At 63.4% G+C, this 15,665-nt stretch carries 20 protein-coding genes; 16 read left to right on the top strand and 4 right to left on the bottom strand.

What is annotated here, in order from left to right; genetic code table 11:
- The first annotated feature begins 98 nt into the window (after positions 1–98).
- Entirely contained in the window at positions 99–449 is a 351-nt protein-coding gene (locus tag APH27_RS23430) for a response regulator (protein ID WP_060486018.1), read from the top strand.
- A 112-nt stretch (positions 450–561) separates the two neighbouring features.
- Here the strand turns inward: APH27_RS23430 and cobF are convergent, their stop codons facing one another.
- Both cobF and APH27_RS23420 read right to left on the bottom strand, forming a co-directional pair.
- Entirely contained in the window at positions 562–1,311 is a 750-nt protein-coding gene (gene cobF, locus APH27_RS23425; protein ID WP_060486017.1) for a precorrin-6A synthase (deacetylating), read from the bottom strand.
- Between the two features lie 19 nt (positions 1,312–1,330).
- Positions 1,331–2,620 (bottom strand): OprD family porin, encoded by a 1,290-nt coding sequence (locus APH27_RS23420; RefSeq protein ID WP_060486024.1) that lies wholly within the window; start codon positions 2,618–2,620, stop codon positions 1,331–1,333.
- Positions 2,621–2,977: 357 nt separating this feature from the next.
- Between APH27_RS23420 and APH27_RS23415 the strand changes: the two genes are divergently transcribed.
- The 3 genes from APH27_RS23415 (at position 2,978) to APH27_RS23405 (ending at position 4,432) form a co-directional block, all read left to right on the top strand.
- Entirely contained in the window at positions 2,978–3,337 is a 360-nt protein-coding gene (locus tag APH27_RS23415) for a histone-like nucleoid-structuring protein, MvaT/MvaU family (protein ID WP_027918528.1), read from the top strand.
- 228 nt (positions 3,338–3,565) lie between these two features.
- A complete protein-coding gene (gloA, locus tag APH27_RS23410) occupies positions 3,566–4,093 on the top strand; it encodes a lactoylglutathione lyase (RefSeq protein ID WP_027918527.1) in 528 nt (175 codons plus the stop codon).
- A 96-nt stretch (positions 4,094–4,189) separates the two neighbouring features.
- Positions 4,190–4,432 carry a hypothetical protein gene (locus tag APH27_RS23405; RefSeq protein ID WP_027918526.1) on the top strand — a complete coding sequence of 81 codons (243 nt, stop codon included), beginning with the start codon at positions 4,190–4,192 and terminating at the stop codon, positions 4,430–4,432.
- 99 nt (positions 4,433–4,531) lie between these two features.
- Here APH27_RS23405 and APH27_RS23400 read toward each other — a convergent pair whose 3' ends face one another.
- Positions 4,532–5,353: a shikimate 5-dehydrogenase gene (locus APH27_RS23400; RefSeq protein WP_060486016.1), complete on the bottom strand. Its 822-nt coding sequence runs from the start codon at positions 5,351–5,353 to the stop codon at positions 4,532–4,534.
- Positions 5,354–5,514: 161 nt separating this feature from the next.
- On the opposite strand from APH27_RS23400, the gene APH27_RS23395 reads away from it, so the two are divergent.
- The 3 genes from APH27_RS23395 to pbpG all read left to right on the top strand — a co-directional run bounded on the left by APH27_RS23395 (position 5,515) and on the right by pbpG (position 7,301).
- On the top strand, positions 5,515–5,856 hold the full coding sequence (locus APH27_RS23395) for a hypothetical protein (RefSeq protein WP_027918524.1): 342 nt from the start codon (positions 5,515–5,517) through the stop codon (positions 5,854–5,856).
- Between the two features lie 94 nt (positions 5,857–5,950).
- Positions 5,951–6,133, top strand: a complete 183-nt coding sequence (locus APH27_RS23390; RefSeq protein WP_027918523.1) for a hypothetical protein — start codon at positions 5,951–5,953, stop codon at positions 6,131–6,133.
- Between the two features lie 241 nt (positions 6,134–6,374).
- A complete protein-coding gene (gene pbpG, locus APH27_RS23385; protein ID WP_027918522.1) occupies positions 6,375–7,301 on the top strand; it encodes a D-alanyl-D-alanine endopeptidase in 927 nt (308 codons plus the stop codon).
- A gap of 105 nt (positions 7,302–7,406) precedes the next feature.
- On the opposite strand, the gene APH27_RS23380 is transcribed toward pbpG, so the two are convergent.
- Positions 7,407–7,844, bottom strand: coding sequence for a spore coat protein (locus APH27_RS23380; RefSeq protein WP_027918521.1), 438 nt, complete (start codon positions 7,842–7,844; stop codon positions 7,407–7,409).
- Between the two features lie 200 nt (positions 7,845–8,044).
- Between APH27_RS23380 and APH27_RS23375 the strand changes: the two genes are divergently transcribed.
- The 9 genes from APH27_RS23375 to APH27_RS23335 all read left to right on the top strand — a co-directional run bounded on the left by APH27_RS23375 (position 8,045) and on the right by APH27_RS23335 (position 15,606).
- A complete protein-coding gene (locus tag APH27_RS23375; protein ID WP_027918520.1) occupies positions 8,045–9,379 on the top strand; it encodes a lysine N(6)-hydroxylase/L-ornithine N(5)-oxygenase family protein in 1,335 nt (444 codons plus the stop codon).
- A gap of 172 nt (positions 9,380–9,551) precedes the next feature.
- Positions 9,552–10,745: a PepSY domain-containing protein gene (locus tag APH27_RS23370; RefSeq protein ID WP_060486015.1), complete on the top strand. Its 1,194-nt coding sequence runs from the start codon at positions 9,552–9,554 to the stop codon at positions 10,743–10,745.
- On the top strand, positions 10,742–11,281 hold the full coding sequence (locus APH27_RS23365; RefSeq protein WP_027918518.1) for a hypothetical protein: 540 nt from the start codon (positions 10,742–10,744) through the stop codon (positions 11,279–11,281). Before APH27_RS23370 ends, APH27_RS23365 begins: the two co-directional genes overlap by 4 nt.
- A complete protein-coding gene (locus APH27_RS23360) occupies positions 11,278–11,598 on the top strand; it encodes a hypothetical protein (protein ID WP_027918517.1) in 321 nt (106 codons plus the stop codon). Before APH27_RS23365 ends, APH27_RS23360 begins: the two co-directional genes overlap by 4 nt.
- An 11-nt stretch (positions 11,599–11,609) precedes the next feature.
- Positions 11,610–12,179: a DUF6162 family protein gene (locus APH27_RS23355; RefSeq protein ID WP_027918516.1), complete on the top strand. Its 570-nt coding sequence runs from the start codon at positions 11,610–11,612 to the stop codon at positions 12,177–12,179.
- A 16-nt stretch (positions 12,180–12,195) separates the two neighbouring features.
- The gene (locus tag APH27_RS23350) at positions 12,196–13,098 is read left to right on the top strand and encodes a metal ABC transporter substrate-binding protein (protein WP_060486014.1); all 903 of its coding nucleotides are present in this window, start codon (positions 12,196–12,198) and stop codon (positions 13,096–13,098) included.
- Positions 13,095–13,844, top strand: coding sequence for a metal ABC transporter ATP-binding protein (locus tag APH27_RS23345; protein WP_027918514.1), 750 nt, complete (start codon positions 13,095–13,097; stop codon positions 13,842–13,844). The genes APH27_RS23350 and APH27_RS23345 overlap by 4 nt, the downstream gene beginning before the upstream one ends.
- A complete protein-coding gene (locus APH27_RS23340) occupies positions 13,841–14,740 on the top strand; it encodes a metal ABC transporter permease (protein WP_060486013.1) in 900 nt (299 codons plus the stop codon). Before APH27_RS23345 ends, APH27_RS23340 begins: the two co-directional genes overlap by 4 nt.
- Entirely contained in the window at positions 14,737–15,606 is an 870-nt protein-coding gene (locus tag APH27_RS23335; protein WP_060486012.1) for a metal ABC transporter solute-binding protein, Zn/Mn family, read from the top strand. The genes APH27_RS23340 and APH27_RS23335 overlap by 4 nt, the downstream gene beginning before the upstream one ends.
- Positions 15,607–15,665 lie beyond the last annotated feature (59 nt).

The raw sequence follows: 15,665 nt of genomic DNA, 5'->3' as shown, positions 1-15,665 counted from the left end.
ATCGTTCCATCGAAGTGCGACTGTCGGTATCCTCGGGAACTTCTGCTGCTGCCTGGCGCACAGAGTAGGAACATGACTTTTTCAACAGGGAACCCACCATGCACCTTCTGGTTGTCGAAGACGACGACATCGTCCGTATGCTGATGCTCGAAGTGCTCGATGAATTAGGCTACAGCACTATTGAAGCGGAAAATGCCACGGCGGCGCTGAAGATCATCGAGGATACCAGCCAGCAACTGGCTCTGTTGGTAACCGACGTGGGCCTGCCGGACATGCGCGGCGAAGAGCTGGCGGCCAAGGCCCGTGCGGCGCGGCCGTTGCTGCCGGTGATGTTTGCCAGCGGTTATGCCGAGAGTTTCGATGTGCCCGAGGGCATGCACCTGATTGGCAAGCCTTTCACCATCGACCAGTTGCGCGACAAGGTCTTGGAAATTCTGGGTACGCCTTGAGATCGGCGGCACCTGTTTCGCGGCTAAGGCCGCTTCTACAGGCCTGTTACATCCCTGTAGGAGCGGCTTCAGCCGCGAACAGGCCGGTACAGGCCGGTACAGGCACCCCACCTTACAGCTCCCGCCGCAGCAGGTAAGTATCCATGATCCACCCCATGCGCGCCCGCTCCCGCTCGCGCACCTCAAGAATCCGTGCCTTCACGGCCTGCAATGGCCCGGCGATGAGCACTTCATGCTCGGTGCCCAGGTAAGCGCCCCAGTAGATCACCAGCGCCGGGTCCTCCAGCGTGGCGAACGCGCATTGCCCATCGAGCATCACCACCACGTTGTCCACCTGCCCCTGCTCGGCCAAGCGCCGCCCTGGCAGCACAGTCAGCGGCTCGCCAATGCGATTGAGCGGAACCTGATGCCGCGCCGCCAGCGCCTGCACACTGCTGATGCCAGGGATCACCTGCAGGCGCACGTCCACCCCGCGTTCGCGGACCAGGTCAAGCATGCGCAAGGTGCTGTCGTACAGGCCCGGTTCACCCCATAGCAAGAAGGCGCCGATATCCTCGGCGCCCATCTCCTCACTGATCAACCGGGCGTACAGTGCGGCACGCTGGCGGTGCCAGTCGTGAACCGCGCCCGCATAATCCGCAGCCTCGGCATCACGCTGCGGGTCTGCGACCTGCACCAGGCGGTAGCCGCCCTCCGGCCGGTAGCGTTCAAGCATGGCCTTGCGCAGGCGCACCAGTTCATCCTTGCCAGCACCTTTGTCGAGCACGAAGAACAGCGTGGCGCTGCGCAATGCCTCGACCGCCTCAACGGTGATCTGGCGTGGGTCGCCCGGGCCAATGCCGATCAACAGCAAGTCTTTCATGGCACCGCCCGGCCTGTGATTAGAGAATAGAGAAGTTATAGCTGACGATGACCCGGGTCTCGTCCATGTCACGCGCCCACTTCTCATAGTTGCTGCGGTAGGTGGAGTTGCGCAGGCGCACGCTGACATCCTTGAAGGTACCGCTTTGTATCTGGTACTTGAGTTCGGTGTCGCGTTCCCATTCCTTGCCTTCGGCATTGCTGCCTGGGACCTTGATGTGGTCACCGTTGATGTAGCGGGTAAAGAAGCTCAGGCCAGGCACGCCGAGGGCTTTGAAATCGTAGTCGTAGCGCAACTGCCAGGAGCGTTCCTGGGCGGCGGCGAAGTCGTTGACCTGGGCGTAGTTGACCAGGTACGGGTTGCTGCCATCGAGGTACGGCATGGCGCTCTCACCGTACATGCGCTGCCAGCCGGCGCTGATCTTGTGCCCGCCCAGGCTGTAGCCGAGCATGCCGCTGAAGGCACGGTGGTCGATCTCGCCGGCGCGGGCGTTGCCGATGTCATCGCTCTTGATCAGGCGCAGGTCTGCCGACAGGCTACCGACCGCGAGTGGCTGGCTGGCGACCAGGCCAAGGAAATGCTGGCGGTAGATGTTTTCCAGTTTGGCGACCTGATACTGGGCACTGATCCGGTCGTTGAAACGGTAGTCCACCCCAGCCAGGTCGAAGTGATCGGCTTCGATACCGCAGGCATAGCGCTTGTTCTTGCAATGCACGCGAATGTCCTGACGATCAGTGGAGTCACGCGCGGTGTACTTGTTCAAGCGGGCCACGGTGAACTTCAGGTCGCGTACTTCTTCGGAGGTCAGCATTGCGCCGTGGAACAGGGTCGGCAACAGGCGACCATCGTTGTATTTCAACAACGGTACATCCGGCATCATCGAGCCGTACTTCAGTACCGTGTTGGACACCTTGACCTTGGCCGCCAGGCCCATCTTCGCGTATTGGTCGGCAGAGTGACGTGGGTCGTGCCCGGAAGACGGCAGCAAACCACTGTTACTGTCGGACGGGCTGGAGTCGAGCTTCAAACCGAACATGCCCAGTGCATCCACACCGAAGCCGACCGGGCCCTGGGTATAACCCGACTGCACATTGAGAATGAAGCCTTGCGCCCACTCTTCACGTTTTGACGCACCCTGGCTGGAACTGCTGTGGCCGTCACGGAAATCCCGGTTGAAATAGACAGTGCGTGCTTCGACCTTGGCACGCGTGTCTTCAAGAAAACCGGCGGCCTGGGCATGCGCGCCGGTACACAACAGGAACAGGCCGGCAACACGGCGCCCGGGGGCGAGAGGAAGGGGGGAAAACATGCGCAGGAACATCCACAAGAAAGGCGAAAAAACAAATCATGACGCACCTGCGTCACGCGAATGCGTCGCGGCCGAACTTACGCCGACCATCATCTGAAATCATCGCTCAAACGCTCTGGGCCGGGCCATTGGACCATGGTCTAGAACCTCTGCCAGGCGCGCCGAAAAACGCATCAATTACTGCTCGGAAAACTTGGAAAGTTCCCGTCTTACTTATAAAAAGTTTGCGGTTTACCGAATTCCTGCAAGTGTCTACACTCGATGTCAGCGAACAGCTTTACCCACCCGCGTGGCCGGCGTTTAGTCTTATCAATGTTCGTCACGCCCTGCCACCGAAGACGTACAGGAGTGATTACAGTGTCCAGACTTGCAGAGTTTCGTGCTGCCGAAAAAGCGCTCCAGGAACAGATGGCACAACTGGAAGCGCTGAAAAAGGATGCCGGCCTCAAACGCGAAATCGAATTCGAGCAGAAACTAGTCGGCCTGATGAAAAGCTATGACAAAAGTCTGCGCGATATCATCGCCATCCTCGACCCGAAGGCGGTTACCCGCGGCACCGCCAGTGCACCGAAACAGCAGCGTCGCCCGCGCGTGGTGAAAGTCTACGAAAACCCGCACAGCGGCGAGCTGATCGAGACCAAAGGCGGCAACCACCGCGGCCTCAAGGCCTGGAAAGAACAGTACGGGGCCGCTACCGTGGAAAGCTGGGTGCGCTGATGAAACTTCAACGCCCACTTCACACTTTTTTCACAAGGACTGCAGCAGTATCGAGACAGCTAAAGGACTAGCGACCCCATCACGCGCCCGCACATGCGGGCCTCTAATTCCAGCGCCCTGCTCCCCTCGAGCAGGGCGCTTTCATTTGCGCAAACGCTTCACTGCCGTATCATGGCCCTCCTGTCTGTTTCGCTGGCACCTGTAGCCGGCCCCGTCTCTGGAGTACCCATGAGCCTGCACGATCTGCAAACCCTGCCTGGCGTTACCGCGCAGCCAGACGCTGCCACCGCCCAGTTCGTCTTCAACCACACCATGCTGCGGGTCAAGGACATCGAGAAGTCGCTGGACTTCTACACCCGCGTGCTGGGCTTCCGCCTGGTCGACAAGCGTGACTTCCCTGAAGCTGCCTTCAGCCTGTACTTCCTGGCCCTGGTCGACCCGGCGCAGATCCCTGCCGACGACGCCGCGCGCCACCAGTGGATGAAGTCGATCCCGGGCGTGCTGGAGCTGACCCACAACCACGGCACCGAGAACGACGCCGAGTTCGCCTACCACAACGGCAACACCGACCCCCGCGGCTTTGGCCACATCTGCATTTCGGTGCCGGACGTGCGTGTTGCCTGCGCCCGCTTCGAAGAGCTGAACGTACCGTTCCAGAAGCGCCTGCAGGACGGCCGCATGAACCACCTGGCCTTCGTCAAGGACCCGGACGGTTACTGGGTGGAAGTGATCCAGCCAACCGAACTGAAAGGCTGACAGCCGCAGTTCGCACTCGTCGGGGCGGGAACTCCTGGCCCCTTGCTGTGGTATATGAAGGTAAGCGCTTCACATGCCACAGCGAGGTACAGGACGATGCAATCTCTTCACTGTGAATACCGCGACCACACCATCACCGCCAGCGTGATGCCCCACCCCGACTCCCCCCTGCCTTATGCCGCCGGCTGCCTGATCACCGACCCCCAGGGGCACACCAGCAGGCGCATGGCCATGCCGATGAAGTTCTTCTCGGACCTTGAGAATGCTCAGCATGTGTCGCTGGCCCATGGCCGGGCATTGGTGGACGAGCAGCTGGACAAAGGACACAAAGCCTTCTGAAGACCTGCGCGAGAGCTGAATGAGCGGCCTCGTGTCGCGAAAGGGCTGCTCTGCAGCCCGCTCGCGACACAAGGCCGCTCATTCAGGAGATCGCGTTAATCAGACATTTCGCGCATAAGCTACAGCCGCTTCAACCTGTTCACGGCTCGGCCGTACCCCCGTGTACAGCACGAACTGCTCCAATGCCTGCAACGCGATCACGTCCAGCCCGGTAATCACCGGTTTGCCCAGCGCCTCTGCCCGCTGGATCAATGGCGTGCGCGCTGGCATCGCCACCACATCAAATACCCGCTCGGCCGCCGCAATGGCGTTCTCGCTGAAGGCCAGCACCTCGGCCTCTGGCCCGCCGGCCATGCCGATTGGTGTCACGTTCACCAGCATCGGCGGGCACAGGTCGCCCAGTTCGGCCAGCCAGCGATACCCGCAAACGTCCGCCAGCTGCCGCCCGGCCTGTTCGTTGCGGGCAACGATGATGCCCTCGCGGAACCCGGCATCGCGCAGGGCACTGGCCACTGCCTTGGCCATGCCACCGCTGCCGCGCAAGGCAAAGGCGGTGGCAGGGTCGACCTGGTGCGCCTCAAGCAGTTGCCGCACGGCCAGGTAATCGGTGTTGTAGGCCTTCAGGTGGCCAGCGTTGTTGACCAGGGTGTTGACCGACTCGATCGCCGCTGCCGACGGGTCGACTTCATCGACCAGGGCCATGCAGGCTTCCTTGTACGGCATCGACACGCCACAGCCGCGAATGCCCAGCGCGCGAATGCCTGCAACGGCTGCCGGCAGGTCGTCGGTGGTCATGGCCTTGTAGTAATAGTCAAGGCCCAGCTGCTGATAGAGGTGATTATGAAAACGCACGCCAAAGGTGCCAGGCCGCCCGGCCAGGGATATGCACAGCACGGTATCTCTGCTGGGAGTTGTCGCCATAACCTGCTCCTTTTTCATAACTGAATCGTTTGTGCAGCCTAGCAGACACAACCACTGGTCGTCCCTTACACAACCTTTACCGTTCCCCTGTGCTCGCCTTACAGAGACCGAAGTCATAGTAATAAGGCCCCAAGCGCGGGGTTATCTTGCGAGGAAGTCTCATGAACCGTCATCTTCCCGGAATCGCCCTGCTGGTCGGTGCCCTGGCCATCAGCGGGCAAGCCTCTGCCCATGGTGGCGGCGGGCATGGCTGGTATGGCCCAGGCCCACTGGTCGGCGCGGCCGTGGTCGGGGCCGTGGTCGGGGCGACGGTGTATGGCGGCCGCGACCGCACCGTCTATGTCGAGCGCCAGCCAGCCTACTATGGGCCACCGCCCGTGTATGTGCAGGCCCCGCCGCAGCCGGTGTACTACCAACCGTACTACGTGCCGGCACCGCCGCCGCCGGCGTACCGCCCCTATTATGGCCCGCCACCTGTGTATTACGGCCCGCCACGCTGGTAATCGTTGATAAAACTGATGAGCACTATTGAGCGAGTTGATTTCAAACCGTACCGGCTGCTGCGTAAGGTAGGGCCATGTTTCACAGGAGGTCCCCATGGCCACTATCCAGATCATGTCCGTCGTCGGCACTGCCGTCCCCGTCACCCTGCGCGAGCAAGGCCTGCTGGCCTGCTGGTACCTGGTAAGCAATGGAGAGGCTGTCAGCGGCCCGCTGGCCACACGAGCCTCGGCCCAGGCCTTGGCTGAACAGCTTCAGGCCGCTTGCCTGATTGCTTGACCGAATGTGTTGTGCGTTGCTCCCGACGCCTCTTCTGACCCGCCTCTGGCGGGTCTTTTTTTGCTTGGGCGAACCGACGAACGGAGACAGGAAAACCGATACAGCATGAAGCTTTTTTCATTTCTGTGAGTCGACTCAACGAGCAATCGACAGGCGTTCAGCCATACTCCAGAATGCATCGGTTTTTTGGGGGAAAACCCTTGCACAGCCAACGACATACCAACTTTTAGTGAGCCTCAACGTGAAAACATCCCTGTCCATCCTCAGCCTGCTGCTGTTGCTCACAGGTACTGCGACCCTTCCGTCGACCGCTGCTGCACAACCCCCAGCTCAGGTCCAACGCGACCCGTCCAAGCTGCACCTGGCGTCTGGCAGCGCCCTGCTGATCGACCTGAATACCAACCAGGAACTGTATTCGAGCCACGCCGATCGCGTGGTGCCCATTGCCTCGGTGACCAAACTGATGACAGCGATGGTGGTGCTGGATGCCAAGCTGCCCATGGATGAGATGCTCACCATGACCATCGCCAACAACCCGGACATGAAAGGGGTGTACTCGCGCGTGCGCCTGGGCAGCGAGTTGAACCGCCGGGAAACCCTGCTGATTACCCTGATGTCGTCGGAAAACCGCGCTGCCACCACCCTGGCCAATCATTACCCGGGCGGCTACCCGGCCTTCATCAAGGCGATGAACGCCAAGGCCCGCAGCCTGGGCATGGCGCACACCCGCTATGTCGAGCCGACCGGCCTGTCGACGCAGAACGTCTCCACCGCCCACGACCTCGCCAAGTTGCTGATGGCATCGCGCAAGTACCCGATGCTGAGCGCGCTGTCGACCACCCGCGAGAAGACCGTGGCCTTCCGCAAGCCGAACTACACCCTGGGCTTCCGTAACACCGACCACCTGGTGAACAAGAGCAACTGGGACATCAGCCTGACCAAGACCGGTTTCACCAACGAGGCCGGCCACTGCCTGGTGCTGCTGACCAAGATGGACAACCGCCCGGTAGCCATGGTGATCCTCGATGCCTTCGGCAAGTACACCCACTTCGCCGATGCCACCCGCATGCGCCAGTGGCTGGAAACCGGTGCGACCAAGCCGGCACCGGCAGTAGCCATGCAGTACAAGGCGGACAAGCACAGCAAGGGACGCCTGGCTTCGGAGTAACCTGAAGCCTGCAGATTGCCTGTGGGAGCGGCGGTTCGGCGCCCCGACTTGCCCGCGAGCACCGGCCACGCCGGTGCCATGCCCTGCAGGCCGGTGCGGCAGGCCTCAGGCCTGGGTGTTTACCACCCCGCCGGCGCTGCTGCCACCGGTCTCCTGCAGCGCTTCGAGCAATTGCCCGGTCGCCGTGATGATCTGCCCACTGAGGGTGGCGATGCTGGCCTGCTTGGCAGTGATTGCCGCCAGCTTGGTGGTGTCATCGCCCTTCTGCGCCATCAGGCTGGCCAATTGCCTTTGTTCTTCCGCCATCTGCTTCTGCAGGTTCTTGATCATCTCGCGCAGCTGCTTGATGTGCGCCGGCTCATCACTTTCGCTGCTGCCCTGAGCGCCACCCGCCGCCTGAGCCTGCCCGTCGCCGCGCACTTTCGACGTGTCGACCTGCAGCGTCGAGCTGCCGGCCTCGGTCTTGTCACTGTCGCCGGCCTGAAGGGTGCTGGCCGCCAGGGTCGAGGCGTTGCTGATGCTGACTGCTGCTATACCTACCATGTCTTTCTCCCTGCGTTGCAATGGGTCCTTGAGTTGACCTGCATATCGGCCGGCAGGCCCAGACCTTTAGCCCCGCTTGGCCGCCAGCACCCTCCCCGGCAGTAAATTCCCCTTCCGCTGGCTCGTTCCACCCAATGTACAAGCGCAGGCGCCGGAGCCCCGGCATGCGCCCACATTCGCCCCATTATGGAATCGCAGCCATGAGCCAGTCTGCACACCCGGAAACAATCAAGGACCTGATCGGCGTGGGCTTCGGCCCGTCCAACCTGGCCCTGGCCATCGCCCTGGAAGAACTCGCCCAAAGCCAGGGCCACGCCCTCGATGCGCTGTTCATCGACAAGCAGAAGCAATACCGCTGGCACGGCGAAACCCTGGCCACCCAGAGCGAACTGCAGATCTCGTTCCTCAAAGACCTGGTCTCGCTGCGTAACCCGACCAGCCCCTACAGCTTCGTCAACTACCTGCACCAGAAACAGCGCCTGGCCGACTTCATCAACCTCGGCACCTTCTACCCCTGCCGCCTGGAGTACAACGACTACCTGCGCTGGGCAGCCGAGCATTTCGCCACTCAGGCTGTGTATGGCGAAGAAGTGCTGCGCATCGAGCCGGAAGTAAAAGCTGGGCGCGTCGAGCACCTGCGCCTGGTCTCGCGTGATGAGCAAGGCCGGGAATTGAGCCGGCGTACGCGCTCGGTGGTGGTCGGCAGCGGCGGCACACCGAAAATTCCCGAAAAATTTGGCGCGTTCAAAGATGATCCACGGGTTTTCCACCATTCCCAATACCTGAGCAGCCTGAACAAGCTGCCGTGCACGGCCGGCAAACCGATGCGCATTGCCGTGATCGGCTCGGGCCAGAGCGCCGCCGAGGCGTTCATCGACCTCAACGACAGCTACCCGTCGGTCAAGGTCGACATGGTGCTGCGCGGCTCCGCCCTCAAACCGGCCGATGACAGTCCGTTCGTCAACGAGATCTTCTCCCCGGACTACACCGACCTGGTCTACAACGAACCAGCTGACCAGCGTGCCAAGTTGCTCGGCGAGTACCACAACACCAACTATTCGGTGGTCGACCTCGACCTGATCGAGCGCATCTACGGCATCCTCTACCGGCAGAAGGTGGCGCACCAGTTCCGCCACAACGTGCTGTGCCGCCGCCAGGTGGAGGCCGTGGTGGCCACCCGCGACGGCATCGAACTGACCCTGCGCGACCTGGCCACCGGCCAGCAGCAGACCCACCGCTACGACGCCGTCATCCTTGCCACCGGCTACGAGCGCCGCTCGCACCGCGACCTACTCGCCCCGCTGGCGAACTATGTGGAAGACTTCAGCGTCGACCGCAACTACCGGGTACTGGCCAGCCCGGACCTGCAGGCTTCGGTCTATCTGCAAGGGTTCTGCGAGAACAGCCACGGCCTCAGCGACACCTTGCTTTCGGTCCTGCCCTCGCGTGCCGCCGAAATCGGCCAGGCGCTGTACCACGACCTGGCACGCCAGCATGGCAAGGCACAGCCGGCCGTGGCGCTGACCAGCGCCTGATTCACGCGGCTCCCCCACCGACAGGGCGCCACGCGCGCCCTGTCGGCGTTTGTACCCGTCGAAACATTTGCTTGCACTTAATCCGGCAGGATTTTCATTCTCATTCGTCTTTTGAAGAACAGCCCTCTTTGGTTGGGCCTGTGCTCGCCCCTTTTTTTCAGAAGACTGACCGATGGCCAAATCACCGAAAAAATCCAAATCCAAGCTGTGGTTCCTGGTCCACAGCTGGCTCGCCCTGCCAATCTGGTTCTTCGTGCTGATCGTCTGCTTCACCGGCATGCTGGCCGTGGTCAGCCAGGAGATCGTCTGGCTGGCCAACCCCGACGTGCGTGCCAGCAAGCCCGACGACGGCGCCCAACGCCTGAGCTTCCAGCAAGTGCTCGATGCCATGCACAAGGCCGAGCCGGACATGGCAGTCAACTCGCTCAGCCAGCCAGACGGCACGCACTTCGCGCTCACGGCGCGGGTCACCTACGCCGATGGTTCCAGCCCGATGCTCTACGTCAACCCGTATACCGGGGCCATTCAGGGCAAGATGCCAGACTTCAACTTCGAAGCCTTCACCCGCGCCCTGCATGGCTGGTGGCTGGTGCCGTTCACCAACGGCTTCAGCTGGGGCTGGTACATGGTTTCGCTGCTCGGGCTGCCAATGCTGGCGTCACTGGTCACAGGCCTGGTGGTGTACAAGAAGTTCTGGAAAGGCTTCTTCAAACCGGTACGTACCGGCCATGGCGCGCGCATCTTCTGGGGCGACCTGCACCGCCTCGCTGGCGTCTGGTCGATCTGGTTCATCGCGGTCATTTCCATCACCAGCATCTGGTTCCTGATCCGGGCGGTCCTCTCCGACTACCACATCACCATTTCCAGCGAGCCAATCGTGCCGGTGATCGCCCGCGAGCAGGTGCCGCAGACACCTGATGGCAGCCCGGCGCCACGCATCGACCTGGACGAGGCCGCCCGCATCGCCGGCCTGGCCATCCCGAGCCTGGACATCACCTCCATCTCGCTGCCGGCCACCGCCTACAGCCACATCGAAATGGGCGGGCGTGGCTGGTACCCGCTGATGTTCCAGAGCGCCTCGGTCAACCCCTACACCCGCCAGGTCGACAGCCAGTTCCTGCTCAGCGACCGCTCGGCCCTGGAGTTCGTCACCGAATCCATGCGCCCGCTGCACACCGGCGACTTTGGCGGGCTGCCGATCAAGCTGATCTGGTTCTTCTTCGGCCTGATCCTGACCCTGATGGTGTTCAGCGGCCTGCTGATCTGGACCAAGCGCACCGCTCAAGCCACGGCTGCGGCGCTCAAGCGCAGCGAACGCGCCCCCCACAACACAAGCCGCGAAACCACCCTGGAGGTTCGCCCATGAGCCAGGCCCGAGCCCTGCCCGCCCCCCCACTCAAGCAATGGTGGCTGAAGTGGCGCTTTCACCTGAACATCCTGCTGATCCTCATCCCGCTGGGGTTCATGCCCAAGTACTTCGCCGACGTCAGGCTGTTCCGTGGTGACGCCGGGCTAGGTGCAAACCCGATCAGCGACATTCAGGTCGGCCCCTACAGCCTGGACCTCGCCGAACTGCGCAACGAAGCACCACGCGCCGACGGCCCAGCCGGCCACTTCAAGCTGTTCAACGCAGCGCTGTGCAAGGCCTGCGTGAATGACGTCAAGGCGGTCTACCTGCGCATCGGCAAGCCGCGCAGCCTGCGCGCCGCCGGCACCATCTTCTTCGGCGCGCCATACCGCATGGTCACCAACCTGCCGATACCGCCGCGCACCCGCGCCGATGCGCAGATCTGGATCACCCTCGAAGGCTGGGACGGCAGCCTGCACCAGGCATCCGTGCCCCTGGCCAAAGCTTCGCCGGCCACTGTGGCCTGGCTCGAAAAACAAGGAGGCAAACCATGAAACACCTGATGCGCAGGCTCGCCCTGCCCTTGCTGGTGCTGGCCACAGGCCCGGCCCTGGCCCACAACCCGATGTGCGAGTGCGAGGAAGTCGCCGGCGGCCAGGTGAAATGCACCGGCGGCTTTTCCGATGGCAGCGGCGCCCCTGGGGTGACCCTCGACGTGATCGGCTACGACGAGCAGGTGCTGGTCGGCGGCAAGCTCGGTGACGACTCGAGCCTGACCTTCAAGCGTCCCGACGGCGAGTTCTACGTGTTGTTCGACGCAGGCCCCGGCCATGTCGTGGAAGTCGACCACGCCGACATCGCGCAACCATGAGCCGCCCAGCCATGAGCCACACCCAGGTGGTGCGCCCGGCGGGTGCCGGGCACGAAACCCTCTACGTACTGCTGGTCAGCCTGTTGATCGTCGCCCTCGCCACCAGCGTGGTGCTAATGCGTGGGGAACGCGAGGACGAACAGATCATCGCCAGCCACCAGATCGACGCCCGTCGCGACCTCACAGCGGCCGAGCAAGGTATCTATACCGACCTGCGCGTGGCGCTCGACGAAATCCAGCTGCTGCGCGAGGAAAACGCCGCCACACCCAGCACCGAGGCCCTGGCCGAGGAAGGCCTGCCACCGTTCGTGGTCGATGCCGGCAGCCAGAGCCGTGGTGGCCACCAGTGGCAGTGGCTGGCGAGCGGTGCCTATCTGGGCCGCAGCCAGGCGCCGCAGGTGGCGGGCAGCTTTTTGCTGATCCTGCCCGACGCGGGCAGCGCCGAGGTCGACATCTGGCTGCGCCGCGACAGCGCCGCCGTGCTCCCCGACGACCTCGGCCAGGCTGCACTGAGCGCCGCCGGCTGGCAGCAGGTGGTCAGCCATTACGACGCCGGGGTCACCCGCGAACACCGTCACTGAACCCAAGGACTCCCCCATGTTCCGCAAAGCCCTCGCCCTGCTCCTGGCCTGCGCCCTTCCAGCCCTGGCCCTGGCCGACACCGGCAAGCCCCTGCGCATCGGCATCACCCTGCACCCTTACTACAGCTACGTGAGCAATATCGTTGGCGACAAGGCCGAAGTGGTGCCGTTGATTCCGGCCGGGTTCAACCCCCATGCCTACGAACCGCGCGCCGAGGACATCAAGCGCATCGGCACGCTCGACGTGGTGGTGCTCAATGGTGTCGGGCATGACGACTTCGCCGACCGCATGATCGCCGCCAGCGAAAAGCCCAGCATAAAAACCATCGAAGCCAACCAGAACGTGCCCTTGCTGGCGGCCACCGGCATCGCCGCCCGCGGCGCTGGCAAGGTGGTCAACCCGCACACCTTCCTGTCGATCAGCACCACCATCGCCCAGGTCAACAACATCGCCCGTGAGCTGGGCAAGCTCGACCCGAACAACGCCAGGTTCTACACGCAGAATGCCCGGGCCTACGCCAAGCGCCTGCGGGGCTTGCGCGCCGAAGCCCTGGCGAAGGTCAGTGAAGCACCGGCGGCCACCTTGCGCGTGGCCACCATTCATGCCGCCTACGACTACCTGGTGCGCGATTTTGGCCTGGAAGTGACGGCGGTGGTCGAACCTGCCCACGGCATCGAACCGAGCCCGGCACAGCTTAAGAAGACCATCGACCAGCTCAAGGCGCTGGACGTGAAAGTGATCTTCTCGGAAATGGACTTCCCCTCGGCCTATGTCGAAACCATCCAGCGTGAATCCGGCGTGCGCCTGTACCCGCTGACGCACATTTCCTACGGCGAATACACCCAGGATAAATACGAAGTCGAAATGAAGCGCAACCTCGACACCGTGGTCCGCGCTATCCAGGAGAACCGCGCATGACCGCCGCTGCCAACCTCACGGCGCCCGGTGGGCCACGCATCGAGTTCGCCGGCATCGACCTGACCCTGGGCCGCACACGCATTCTCGAACAGGTGCAGTTCAGCGTTGCCGCCGGCAGCGTGCATGCCATCGTCGGCCCCAATGGCGGCGGCAAGAGCTCGTTGATCAAGACCCTGCTCGGGCAGATGCCGCATCAGGGCGAGCTGACCCTGCACTGGCCGGGTGCGCAGCAGGTGATCGGCTATGTGCCGCAAGCGCTGGAGTTCGACCGTGGGCTGCCGATGACCGTGGACGACTTCATGGCCGCCATGTGTCAGCGGCGCCCGGCATTCCTTGGCCTGTCACGCCGGGTGCAGCCGGCGATCGATGCAGCGCTGGCACGGGTCGGCATGCTCGACAAGCGCAAACGGCGCATGGGCGCGTTGTCCGGCGGTGAACGCCAGCGCGTGCTGCTGGCCCAGGGCCTGATTCCCGAACCGCAACTGCTGGTGCTCGACGAGCCAATGTCGGCGCTCGACGAAGCCGGTATCCAGGTGTTCGAACAGCTGCTGCAAGGCTGGCGCCAGGCCGGCACCACGGTGCTGTGGATCGAACATGACCTGGCAGCCGTGCTGCGCCTGGCAGACCGGGTCACTGGCCTGAGCCGCCAGGTGCTGTTCGACGCCCCGCCCGCCCAGGCCCTGACCCCGGAGCGCCTGCTTGGCCTGTTCTCCGTCAACCCTCGCAGCGAGAGCCTTGCCAGATGAGCTTTGAAGCATTCCGCCAACTGGTCCAGGGCTGGGCCGGCGCTGGCTACCTGCCGGAGGCCCTGGCCTACGGTTTCGTGATCAATGCCCTGCTGGCCGGCCTGATGATCGGCCCGGTACTGGGTGGCCTCGGCACCTTGGTGGTGGTCAAGCGCTTTGCCTTCTTCTCCGAAGCGGTCGGCCATGCCGCGCTCACCGGGGTCGCCATCGGCATCCTGCTTGGCGAACCCTATACCGGCCCCTATGGCAGCCTGTTCGGCTACTGCCTGCTGTTCGGCATCCTGCTCAACTTCCTGCGCAACCGCACCGGGCTGTCGCCAGACACACTGATCGGCGTGTTCCTTTCGGTGTCGCTGGCCCTCGGCGCCAGCCTGCTACTGATGCTGGCCGGCAAGATCAACGTGCATATCCTCGAGAATGTACTGTTCGGCTCGGTGCTGACTGTCAGCGCCCAGGACCTGATGGTGCTTGGCATCGTCGCGCTGCTGGTGCTGGCTCTGGCCCTGCCGCTGTACAACCGCATCATGCTGGCCAGCTTCAACCCGCAGCTGGCGGCGGTGCGCGGGGTGGCGGTGAAGACCCTGGATTATCTGTTCGTGGTGCTCGTGACTTTGGTCACCGTGGCCTCGGTGAAGGTGATCGGGGCAATTCTGGTCGGTGCCCTGCTGGTGATCCCGGCGGCGGCGGCGCGCCTGGTCAGCCAGTCGCTGAAGGGGTTTTTCTTCATTGCGGTGCTGATCGCCACCCTGAGCACGCTGCTCGGCATCCTCCTGCCGATCGTCCTCGACCTGCCGGTGCCCTCGGGCGCGGCGATCATTCTGGTCGCGGGTATCTGCTTCGCCCTCGCCGCGCTGGCCCGCGCCCTCGTCCCACGCCTGCAAGGAAACCCGGCATGAACCTGAAACAGCTGACCCTGGCCGTCGCCCTCGCCGGCCTGCCTGCACTGGCCTCGGCCACCCAAGTGCTGACCACCCTGCCCGTGACCCACAGCCTGGCCAGCGCCCTGCTCGCCGGCACCGCCGTGCAGCTCAAGCGCGCCGCACCGGCCAACCTGCCGGCCAGCCGCCAACCGTCGTACTTCAGCAGCCGGGGTGGCGCGGCACTGGCCAGTGCCGCGCAGCAGGCCGATGCGGTGATCGGCGTGCGCTCGATCTGGCGTGACGACCCGCTGTACCCGATGGCGCGGCGCAGCAATATCCGCATCGTCGAGATCGACGCGGCGCGGCCGGTGGATGGAGCACTGCCGGGCATCGCCGTCAGCGGTGACGACGCCTACGCCGCTTACCCCTGGCTGAACCCCACCAACCTGGGGCGCATGGCCGATGTGCTGGCCAATGACCTGGAGCGCCTGGCGCCTGCCGACAAGGGCAAGATCCAGGGCAACCTGGCAGGGCTCAAACGCCAGTTGCTGGAGATGACTGCCAGCAGCCAGACGCAATTGGCCAAGGTCGATAACCTGAGTGTGGTCAGCCTGTCCGAGCGCCTGGGGTATCTGGCCAGCGGCTTGAACCTGGATGTGGTGGAACAGCCGCTGCCGGCGGAGGGCAAATGGGACGCGGCGGCGCTCAAAGCGCTGGGCGAGAACCTCAAGGGGCAGGATGTGGCACTGGTGCTGGATCATCGGCAACCGGATGCGGCGCTGGCCAAGGTGATCGAGGCGGCCGGAGCGAAGGTGCTGGTGGTGGACAGTGATCCTGAGGATGCACTGGCCGGGCTCAAGACCAGTGTCGAGCAGGTGGTCAGGGCGTTGAGCAAAGGGTGATGCCGCCTGTTTCGAGCGCCGCCTGCGGGGTGTTTGCCTCAAAGCCTTCAGCGCCTGTG

Origin of the sequence: Pseudomonas sp. NBRC 111123, from assembly GCF_001320205.1 — a bacterium.
Classification (GTDB): Bacteria; Pseudomonadota; Gammaproteobacteria; order Pseudomonadales; family Pseudomonadaceae; genus Aquipseudomonas; species Aquipseudomonas putida_J.
Note: the sequence above shows the minus strand (reverse complement) of the source record. Positions and strands in the feature narration are given on the sequence as shown.

Bases quoted from the DNA above. Each gene is read 5' to 3' on its own strand.
- APH27_RS23355 (WP_027918516.1), top strand. From the start codon at position 11,610: ATGAGCCACACCCAGGTGGTGCGCCCGGCGGGTGCCGGGCACGAAACC.
- APH27_RS23345 (WP_027918514.1), top strand. From the start codon at position 13,095: ATGACCGCCGCTGCCAACCTCACGGCGCCCGGTGGGCCACGCATCGAG.
- APH27_RS23390 (WP_027918523.1), top strand. From the start codon at position 5,951: ATGGCCACTATCCAGATCATGTCCGTCGTCGGCACTGCCGTCCCCGTC.
- APH27_RS23370 (WP_060486015.1), top strand. From the start codon at position 9,552: ATGGCCAAATCACCGAAAAAATCCAAATCCAAGCTGTGGTTCCTGGTC.
- APH27_RS23380 (WP_027918521.1), bottom strand. From the start codon at position 7,844: ATGGTAGGTATAGCAGCAGTCAGCATCAGCAACGCCTCGACCCTGGCG.
- APH27_RS23335 (WP_060486012.1), top strand. From the start codon at position 14,737: ATGAACCTGAAACAGCTGACCCTGGCCGTCGCCCTCGCCGGCCTGCCT.
- gloA (WP_027918527.1), top strand. From the start codon at position 3,566: ATGAGCCTGCACGATCTGCAAACCCTGCCTGGCGTTACCGCGCAGCCA.
- APH27_RS23395 (WP_027918524.1), top strand. From the start codon at position 5,515: ATGAACCGTCATCTTCCCGGAATCGCCCTGCTGGTCGGTGCCCTGGCC.
- APH27_RS23430 (WP_060486018.1), top strand. From the start codon at position 99: ATGCACCTTCTGGTTGTCGAAGACGACGACATCGTCCGTATGCTGATG.
- APH27_RS23365 (WP_027918518.1), top strand. From the start codon at position 10,742: ATGAGCCAGGCCCGAGCCCTGCCCGCCCCCCCACTCAAGCAATGGTGG.
- cobF (WP_060486017.1), bottom strand. From the start codon at position 1,311: ATGAAAGACTTGCTGTTGATCGGCATTGGCCCGGGCGACCCACGCCAG.
- APH27_RS23400 (WP_060486016.1), bottom strand. From the start codon at position 5,353: ATGGCGACAACTCCCAGCAGAGATACCGTGCTGTGCATATCCCTGGCC.
- APH27_RS23360 (WP_027918517.1), top strand. From the start codon at position 11,278: ATGAAACACCTGATGCGCAGGCTCGCCCTGCCCTTGCTGGTGCTGGCC.
- APH27_RS23420 (WP_060486024.1), bottom strand. From the start codon at position 2,620: ATGTTTTCCCCCCTTCCTCTCGCCCCCGGGCGCCGTGTTGCCGGCCTG.
- APH27_RS23350 (WP_060486014.1), top strand. From the start codon at position 12,196: ATGTTCCGCAAAGCCCTCGCCCTGCTCCTGGCCTGCGCCCTTCCAGCC.
- APH27_RS23405 (WP_027918526.1), top strand. From the start codon at position 4,190: ATGCAATCTCTTCACTGTGAATACCGCGACCACACCATCACCGCCAGC.
- APH27_RS23340 (WP_060486013.1), top strand. From the start codon at position 13,841: ATGAGCTTTGAAGCATTCCGCCAACTGGTCCAGGGCTGGGCCGGCGCT.
- APH27_RS23375 (WP_027918520.1), top strand. From the start codon at position 8,045: ATGAGCCAGTCTGCACACCCGGAAACAATCAAGGACCTGATCGGCGTG.